Origin of the sequence: Microbaculum mangrovi (genome assembly GCF_051390635.1) — a bacterium.
Taxonomy (GTDB): Bacteria; Pseudomonadota; Alphaproteobacteria; order Rhizobiales; family Tepidamorphaceae; genus Microbaculum.
On record NZ_JBPODT010000002.1, the window covers coordinates 1327308 to 1334099 of the forward strand.

At 62.9% G+C, this 6792-nt stretch carries 15 protein-coding genes; all 15 read right to left on the minus strand.

All coding sequences use genetic code 11. The features are described 5' to 3' along the window. Positions 1-24: 24 nt before the first annotated feature. Positions 25-582, minus strand: a complete 558-nt coding sequence (rplE, locus tag ACSF9G_RS12630; RefSeq protein ID WP_436642040.1) for a 50S ribosomal protein L5 — start codon at positions 580-582, stop codon at positions 25-27. Beyond that, positions 575-889, minus strand: a complete 315-nt coding sequence (gene rplX, locus ACSF9G_RS12635; protein ID WP_436642150.1) for a 50S ribosomal protein L24 — start codon at positions 887-889, stop codon at positions 575-577. Before rplX ends, rplE begins: the two co-directional genes overlap by 8 nt. A gap of 5 nt (positions 890-894) precedes the next feature. Beyond that, positions 895-1263 carry a 50S ribosomal protein L14 gene (rplN, locus tag ACSF9G_RS12640; RefSeq protein ID WP_436642042.1) on the minus strand — a complete coding sequence of 123 codons (369 nt, stop codon included), beginning with the start codon at positions 1261-1263 and terminating at the stop codon, positions 895-897. A gap of 81 nt (positions 1264-1344) precedes the next feature. Beyond that, the gene (gene rpsQ / locus ACSF9G_RS12645) at positions 1345-1575 is read right to left on the minus strand and encodes a 30S ribosomal protein S17 (RefSeq protein WP_436642044.1); all 231 of its coding nucleotides are present in this window, start codon (positions 1573-1575) and stop codon (positions 1345-1347) included. A gap of 11 nt (positions 1576-1586) precedes the next feature. After that, positions 1587-1787 carry a 50S ribosomal protein L29 gene (gene rpmC / locus ACSF9G_RS12650; protein ID WP_261618091.1) on the minus strand — a complete coding sequence of 67 codons (201 nt, stop codon included), beginning with the start codon at positions 1785-1787 and terminating at the stop codon, positions 1587-1589. Between the two features lie 14 nt (positions 1788-1801). Beyond that, the gene (rplP, locus tag ACSF9G_RS12655; RefSeq protein ID WP_436642046.1) at positions 1802-2215 is read right to left on the minus strand and encodes a 50S ribosomal protein L16; all 414 of its coding nucleotides are present in this window, start codon (positions 2213-2215) and stop codon (positions 1802-1804) included. Between the two features lie 28 nt (positions 2216-2243). Beyond that, positions 2244-2963, minus strand: a complete 720-nt coding sequence (gene rpsC, locus ACSF9G_RS12660; RefSeq protein ID WP_436642048.1) for a 30S ribosomal protein S3 — start codon at positions 2961-2963, stop codon at positions 2244-2246. Further along, the gene (gene rplV / locus ACSF9G_RS12665) at positions 2963-3343 is read right to left on the minus strand and encodes a 50S ribosomal protein L22 (protein WP_436642050.1); all 381 of its coding nucleotides are present in this window, start codon (positions 3341-3343) and stop codon (positions 2963-2965) included. Before rplV ends, rpsC begins: the two co-directional genes overlap by 1 nt. 3 nt (positions 3344-3346) lie before the next feature. Next, positions 3347-3625, minus strand: a complete 279-nt coding sequence (gene rpsS / locus ACSF9G_RS12670) for a 30S ribosomal protein S19 (RefSeq protein WP_261618095.1) — start codon at positions 3623-3625, stop codon at positions 3347-3349. 9 nt (positions 3626-3634) lie between these two features. Next, the gene (gene rplB / locus ACSF9G_RS12675; protein WP_436642053.1) at positions 3635-4468 is read right to left on the minus strand and encodes a 50S ribosomal protein L2; all 834 of its coding nucleotides are present in this window, start codon (positions 4466-4468) and stop codon (positions 3635-3637) included. Positions 4469-4495: 27 nt separating this feature from the next. Continuing rightward, positions 4496-4789, minus strand: coding sequence for a 50S ribosomal protein L23 (locus ACSF9G_RS12680; RefSeq protein WP_261618097.1), 294 nt, complete (start codon positions 4787-4789; stop codon positions 4496-4498). Next, positions 4786-5406 (minus strand): 50S ribosomal protein L4, encoded by a 621-nt coding sequence (gene rplD, locus ACSF9G_RS12685; RefSeq protein ID WP_436642055.1) that lies wholly within the window; start codon positions 5404-5406, stop codon positions 4786-4788. Before rplD ends, ACSF9G_RS12680 begins: the two co-directional genes overlap by 4 nt. A 5-nt stretch (positions 5407-5411) precedes the next feature. Next, complete coding sequence (rplC, locus tag ACSF9G_RS12690; protein ID WP_436642057.1) at positions 5412-6170, minus strand: 50S ribosomal protein L3; 759 nt, start codon at positions 6168-6170, stop codon at positions 5412-5414. A gap of 22 nt (positions 6171-6192) precedes the next feature. Continuing rightward, positions 6193-6501: a 30S ribosomal protein S10 gene (gene rpsJ, locus ACSF9G_RS12695; protein ID WP_261618100.1), complete on the minus strand. Its 309-nt coding sequence runs from the start codon at positions 6499-6501 to the stop codon at positions 6193-6195. A gap of 69 nt (positions 6502-6570) precedes the next feature. Continuing rightward, positions 6571-6792, minus strand: a 222-nt coding sequence (locus ACSF9G_RS12700; RefSeq protein ID WP_495542735.1) for an EF-Tu C-terminal domain-related protein, incomplete at its 5' end; no start/stop codon positions are given.

Consider the following 6792-nt stretch of genomic DNA (forward strand, 5'->3'; position numbering starts at 1 on the left):
TCCTGAGGTCTCCCGTTGCCGCGATCAAGCGCGGAACGGGAAGTTGAAGGCCTTGAGCAAGGCCCGGGCCTCATCGTCGGTCTGCGCCGTGGTGCACACAACGATATCCATGCCCATTACGTGGTCGACCTTGTCGTAATCGATCTCCGGGAACACGATGTGCTCCTTGAGACCCATCGCGTAATTGCCCCGGCCGTCGAAGCTCTTCGGGTTAAGGCCCCTGAAGTCACGAACCCGCGGCAGCGCGATGTTCACGAAACGGTCGAGAAACTCATACATGCGCCCCTTGCGCAGCGTGACCTTGGCGCCGAGCGCCATGCCCTCGCGCACCTTGAAGCTGGCGATCGAAGTACGCGCATGCGTAACCAGCGCCTTCTGCCCGGCAATCAGGGTCAGGTCGCTCGCCGCCGCCTGTGCGCGCTTCTGGTCGCCCACGGCTTCGCCGACGCCCATGTTGAGCACGATCTTCTCGAGGCGCGGCACCTTCATCTCGTTCGAGTAGCTAAACTCGTCCTTGAGCTGGCCACGAACGACATCGCGATAGTGCGTCTTGAGCCTCGGCTCGTATGCTGCTTCAGCCATCGATCACTTCTCCGGACCGCTTGGCGAAACGCACCTTGCGGCCATCTTTCAAAATCTTGAATCCAACCCGGGTCGGCTTGCCGTCCTTGGGGTCGAGAAGCGCTAGGTTCGACAGATTGATCGGCGCTTCCTTCGCCTTGATCCCGCCCTCTTCGGACGCCGTCTGCTTCTGGTGCCGCTGCACCATGTTGACGCCCTGAACGATCGCGCGGCTCTTGGCCGGCTCCATCTTCAGAACGTCACCGGACTTGCCCTTATCACGGCCGCTAAGCACCATGACGCGGTCGCCCTTCCTGATCTTCGCCATCGACATCACAACACCTCCGGCGCGAGCGATACGATCTTCATATGGTTCTTCGCACGCAACTCGCGAGGCACAGGGCCGAAAATACGGGTGCCGATCGGTTCTTTCTGGTTGTTCACCAGAACCGCGGCGTTGCGGTCGAAGCGGATCACGCTGCCGTCAGGGCGGCGGATATCCTTCGCGGTACGCACGACGACCGCCTTCATGACGTCGCCCTTCTTCACACGTCCGCGCGGAATAGCCTCCTTCACCGACACCACTATGATGTCGCCGACATGAGCGTACTTGCGCTTGGAACCGCCCAGCACCTTGATGCACTGCACCCGGCGCGCGCCCGAATTGTCGGCGACATCGAGACTTGTCTGCATCTGGATCATGGCCGGCCTCTTATCCTTCTCTTCGCGGGCCCCTGCTTGCAATTATCGGGCGCGCGATGCCTTACCGTTAAAGTTTCGTCTCTATTCCGCCAACGCTATCCAGCGCTTGTTGCGCGAGATCGGGGCGCACTCCTGTATCCGCACAATGTCACCGACCTTGAACTGATTGTCGGCATCATGAGCGTGATACTTCTTGCTCGTGCGGACCGTCTTCTTCAGCAGGGGATGCGTGTAACGGCGCTCCACCTGGACGACGATGGTCTTGTCGTTCTTGTCGCTGACGACGGTACCGTGCAGAATTCGCTTCGGCATTTCACCTAACCTCAAGCCTTGGCCGCGCGGGCCTTGCCGGCGAGCACGGTGTTGATCCGCGCGATGTCCCTGCGCACCTGGCGCACCCGCGACGTATTCTCCAGCTGGCCGGTCGCCTGCTGGAAGCGCAGGTTGAACTGCTCCTTCTTCAGGTTCGCCAGTTCGCCCTTGAGCTCGTCTTCGGTCTTCGACCAGACCTCGCTCGCCTTCATTTCACCTACTCCGTTCACTCGCCGATACGCGCGATAAAGCGCGTCTTGATCGGCAGTTTGGCAGCGCCGAGCCGCAGTGCCTCGCGGGCGACATCGGCGGGAACGCCGTCGATCTCAAACATGATCCGCCCCGGCTTGACCTTGGCCGCCCAGTATTCCGGCGCTCCCTTGCCTTTACCCATGCGTACTTCGGTCGGTTTCTTCGACACCGGCACGTCCGGGAAGATCCTGATCCACACGCGACCGGCACGCTTCATGTGACGCGTGATGGCGCGTCGCGCGGCCTCGATCTGGCGCGCGGTGATCCGCTCCGGCTCCATGGCCTTGATGCCGAAGGATCCGAAGTTGAGCTGGTTTCCGGTGCTTGCAACGCCGCGAATGCGGCCTTTGTGCTGCTTACGGAATTTTGTGCGCTTGGGTTGAAGCATGGCTCTTCTCGTTCAATTCCTGTCGGCCTCAGTCGGACCGGCCCTCGCGACGGCTCGGACGTCCACCGCCGCCGCTCTCGGCAGCCTCTGTCGCCCGACGCTCCGACGCCATCGGATCGTGCTCAAGGATCTCGCCCTTGAAGATCCAGACCTTGACGCCGCACGTACCATAGGCAGTCACAGCAGTAGCCTCGCCGTAATCGATATCGGCGCGCAGGGTGTGAAGCGGCACGCGGCCTTCGCGGTACCACTCCATCCGCGCGATCTCGGCGCCACCGAGACGACCGCCGCAGTTGATGCGGATGCCGTCGGCGCCCAGGCGCATCGCGGACTGGACCGCCCGCTTCATCGCCCGGCGGAACGACACGCGCCGCTCCAGCTGCTGGGCAATCGAGTCGGCGACGAGCATCGCGTCGATTTCCGGCTTGCGCACCTCGACGATGTTGAGGTGCACCTCGGAGTCGGTCATCGCGCCGATCTTCTTACGAAGCTTCTCGATATCCGCACCCTTCTTGCCGATAACGATGCCCGGCCTGGCGGTGTGGATGGTCACGCGGCACTTCTTGTGCGGACGCTCGATGACGATCTTGGCGACCGCGGCCTGCTTCAGACTCTTCTTCAGCATTTCGCGGATCTTGATGTCTTCGTGCAGCAGCGAACCGTAGTCACGCGGATTTGCGAACCAGCGCGAGTCCCACGTGCGGTTGATGCCCAGCCGCAGGCCGATCGGATTAACTTTCTGGCCCATCAGGCGGACTCCTCGACTTGTCTCACGACGATGGTCAGATGCGAGAACGGCTTGTGAATGCGGCCAACGCGACCACGTGCACGCGGCGTCCACCGCTTCATCACCAGCGCCTTGCCGACATGCGCCTCGGCGACGATCAGATCGTCGACGTCGAGGTCATGGTTGTTCTCGGCATTGGCGATAGCCGACTCCAGCGTCTTCTTGACGTCCTTGGCGATCCGTTTTTTCGAGAAGGCAAGATCGGCGAGTGCCGACGCTACCTTCTTGCCGCGGATCGCGGCGGCCACGAGATTGAGCTTCTGCGGGCTGACGCGCAGGTTGCGCATCACCGCTTTCGCCTCGTTCTCGGGCAGAGTGCGTTCGCGAGCGGCCTTGCCCATCGCTTACTTCCTCTTCGCCTTTTTGTCGGCCGTGTGGCCGTAATACGTACGGCTCGGCGAGAACTCACCGAACTTGTGGCCCACCATGTCTTCGCTGACCTGCACCGGGATGTGCTTCTGGCCGTTGTAGACACCAAAGGTGAGGCCGACGAACTGCGGCAGGATCGTCGAGCGACGGCTCCAGATCTTGATCACCTCGTTGCGGCCAGACTGCCGAGAGGCATCCGCCTTCTTGAGGAGATAGCCGTCTACAAACGGCCCTTTCCGGACTGAACGGGTCATCGGTTAGCCCTACTTCTTCTTCAAGTGACGCGAGCGCAGAATGAATTTCTGCGTCGCCTTGTTACGACGGGTCTTCTTGCCCTTCGTCGGCTTGCCCCACGGGGTGACCGGGTGACGGCCACCAGACGTGCGGCCTTCACCGCCGCCGTGCGGATGGTCGACCGGGTTCATGGCGACGCCGCGAACAGAAGGACGCTTGCCCCGCCAGCGCGACCGGCCAGCCTTGCCGTCGTTGATGTTGCCATGGTCCGAGTTGGACACGGCCCCGACAGTGGCCATGCACGCACCGTGCACCAGGCGCTGCTCGCCGGAATTCAGCCGCAGGATTGCATAACCTGAGTCGCGGCCGACAAGCTGCACATAAGTGCCCGCCGAACGCGCAATCTGGCCCCCCTTGCCGGGCTTCATCTCGACGTTGTGCACGATCGTGCCGATCGGAACGGACGCCAGCGGCATCGCGTTGCCGGGCTTCACGTCGGCCTGCTTGGACGCGATGACCGTATCGCCGACCCCCAGGCGCTGCGGCGCCAGGATGTAGGCCAGCTCGCCGTCCTCGTACTTGATCAGCGCGATGAACGCGGACCGGTTCGGATCGTATTCGAGCCGCTCGACGGTTCCCGGAACATCGAACTTCGTACGCTTGAAGTCGACGATGCGGTACAGCCGCTTGTGTCCGCCGCCGCGGCGACGCGCCGTGATACGGCCGGCATTGTTCCGTCCGCCCGACTTGGTCAGGCCTTCGGTCAGCTTCTTGACCGGGCCGCCCTTCCAGAGATTGGCGCGGTCGACGATCACCAGCTGGCGCTGGCCCGGCGTCGTCGGATTGAAGGTCTTGAGTGCCATTTTTCTATTGCCCTCGCCTTACGCGCCTCAAAGGCCCGTCGTGACGTCGATGGCGTGGCCCTCTTCGAGGGTCACAATTGCCTTCTTGACGTCATTCTGCTTGCCCTTGATGCCGCGGAAGCGCTTGACCTTGCCCTTCCGCACGAGCGTGTTCACGTTCTTCACCTTCACCGAGAACAGGGCCTCTACGGCAGCCTTGATCTCCGGCTTGGTGGCGGTCGGCGCCACCTTGAACACAACCTGGTTCTGCTCGGAAGCCAACGTCGACTTCTCGGTGATCACCGGCGCGACCAGGATGTCGTAGTGCTTGAGATTGGTCATTTGAACCGTTCCTCCAGCGCCTCTACGGCGGCCTTGGTCAGCACCAGCTTGTCGCGGCGCAGGATGTCGTAGACGTTGATGCCCTGCACAGGCAGCACATCGACCGACACCAGGTTTCGCGACGCCAGCCGGAAATTGTTCTCGATCTCCTTACCGTCGATGACGAGCACCGAGGTCAGGCCGAGCTTCGCGAACTTCTCCGCAAGCGCCTTGGTCTTGGCGGTGTCGGCAGCGGCGCTGTCGACCACGATGAGCGCGTCCGACTTCGCCTTGGTCGACAAGGCGTGCTTGAGCGCCAGCATCCGCACCTTCTTCGGCAGATCGTGGGCATGGCTGCGCACGAGCGGACCGAATGCCTTACCGCCGCCGCGGAACTGCGGCGCGGTGCGGGCACCGTGCCGGGCACGACCCGTGCCCTTCTGCTTGAACATCTTCGCGGTGGTACCGCTGACCTCGCTGCGGCGCTTGCTCTTGTGCGTGCCAGCCTGCCTGGCGGCAAGCTGCCAACGCACCATGCGCTGCAGAAGGTCGGCGCGCGGTTCCAGGCCGAAGATCTCATCGGAGAGATCGACCGATCCGGATTTCTTGCCGTCGAGCGCGATTACGTCGATTTTCATTGTTCTCAGGCCTCCGCGCCGCTGTCAGCTTGGGGAGCGGCATCGGCTGCGGCTTCAGGAGCGGATTCCGCTGCCGGAACCTGTCCGCCGACAGTGCGGACCGCACCGGGCACCGGAACGCCTTCCGGCGCCTCGGTCTTCGCGGCGTCGCGCATCAGCACCCAGCCGCCCTTGGCGCCGGGAACCGCACCGCGAACCATGATCAGCCCACGCTCCACGTCCGTGTTGACCACCTCGAGATTCTGGGTGGTCACCCGCACGTCGCCCATGTGGCCGGCCATCTTCTTGCCCTTGAACACCTTGCCGGGGTCCTGGCTGTTGCCGGTCGAGCCGTGTGCGCGGTGGCTGATCGACACGCCGTGAGAGGCGCGCATACCGCCGAAATTGTGCCGCTTCATCGCACCGGCAAAGCCCTTGCCGATGGACGTACCGGTCACGTCGACCCGCTGGCCGGGCACGAAATGCTCGGCCGTCAGCTCGGCGCCAACCTCGATGAGGTTATCCGGGCTCACCCGGAACTCGGCGAGCTTGCGGCGAGGCTCCACCTTGGCGACCGCGAAATGTCCGCGCATCGCCCGTACCGTGTTTTTCGCCTTGGCAAGGCCCGCACCGAGCTGCAGCGCGGTGTAGCCGTTCTTCTCGTTGGTCCGGTGGGCCACCACGTGGCAGCCGTCGACCTTCAACACGGTAACCGGAATCTGTTCTCCGGCGTCCGTGAAGATACGGGTCATCCCGACCTTCTGAGCGATCAGTCCTGAGCGCATGACCGTGTCGCTTTCCTCGTCCTTACAGCTTGATCTCGACGTCGACGCCGGCGGCAAGATCGAGCTTCATCAGGGCATCGACCGTCTGCGGGGTCGGCTCGACGATATCGAGCAGCCGCTTATGGGTCCGCATTTCGAACTGCTCGCGGCTCTTCTTGTCGATGTGCGGCGAGCGGTTGACGGTAAATTTCTCGATCCGCGTCGGCAGCGGGATCGGACCGCGCACGCGCGCGCCCGTCCGCTTGGCGGTGTTCACGATCTCTCGCGTCGACGCATCGAGAACTCGATGATCGAACGCCTTGAGCCGGATGCGGATGTTTTGCCCGTTCATTATGACTGTCCTGGGTGACTGTCTCGAAACCGGTCGGCGCGTCCGGCTAGGACGCGCCGTCCGAATGCATTACTCGATGATCTTGGAGACGACGCCGGCACCGACGGTGCGGCCGCCTTCGCGGATGGCGAAGCGCAGACCGTCCTCCATGGCGATCGGCACGATCAGTTCGACCATGATCGCCACGTTGTCGCCCGGCATCACCATTTCCGTGCCTTCCGGCAGGTGCACGACACCCGTCACGTCCGTCGTCCGGAAGTAGAACTGCGGTCGATAGTTGGTGAAGAACGG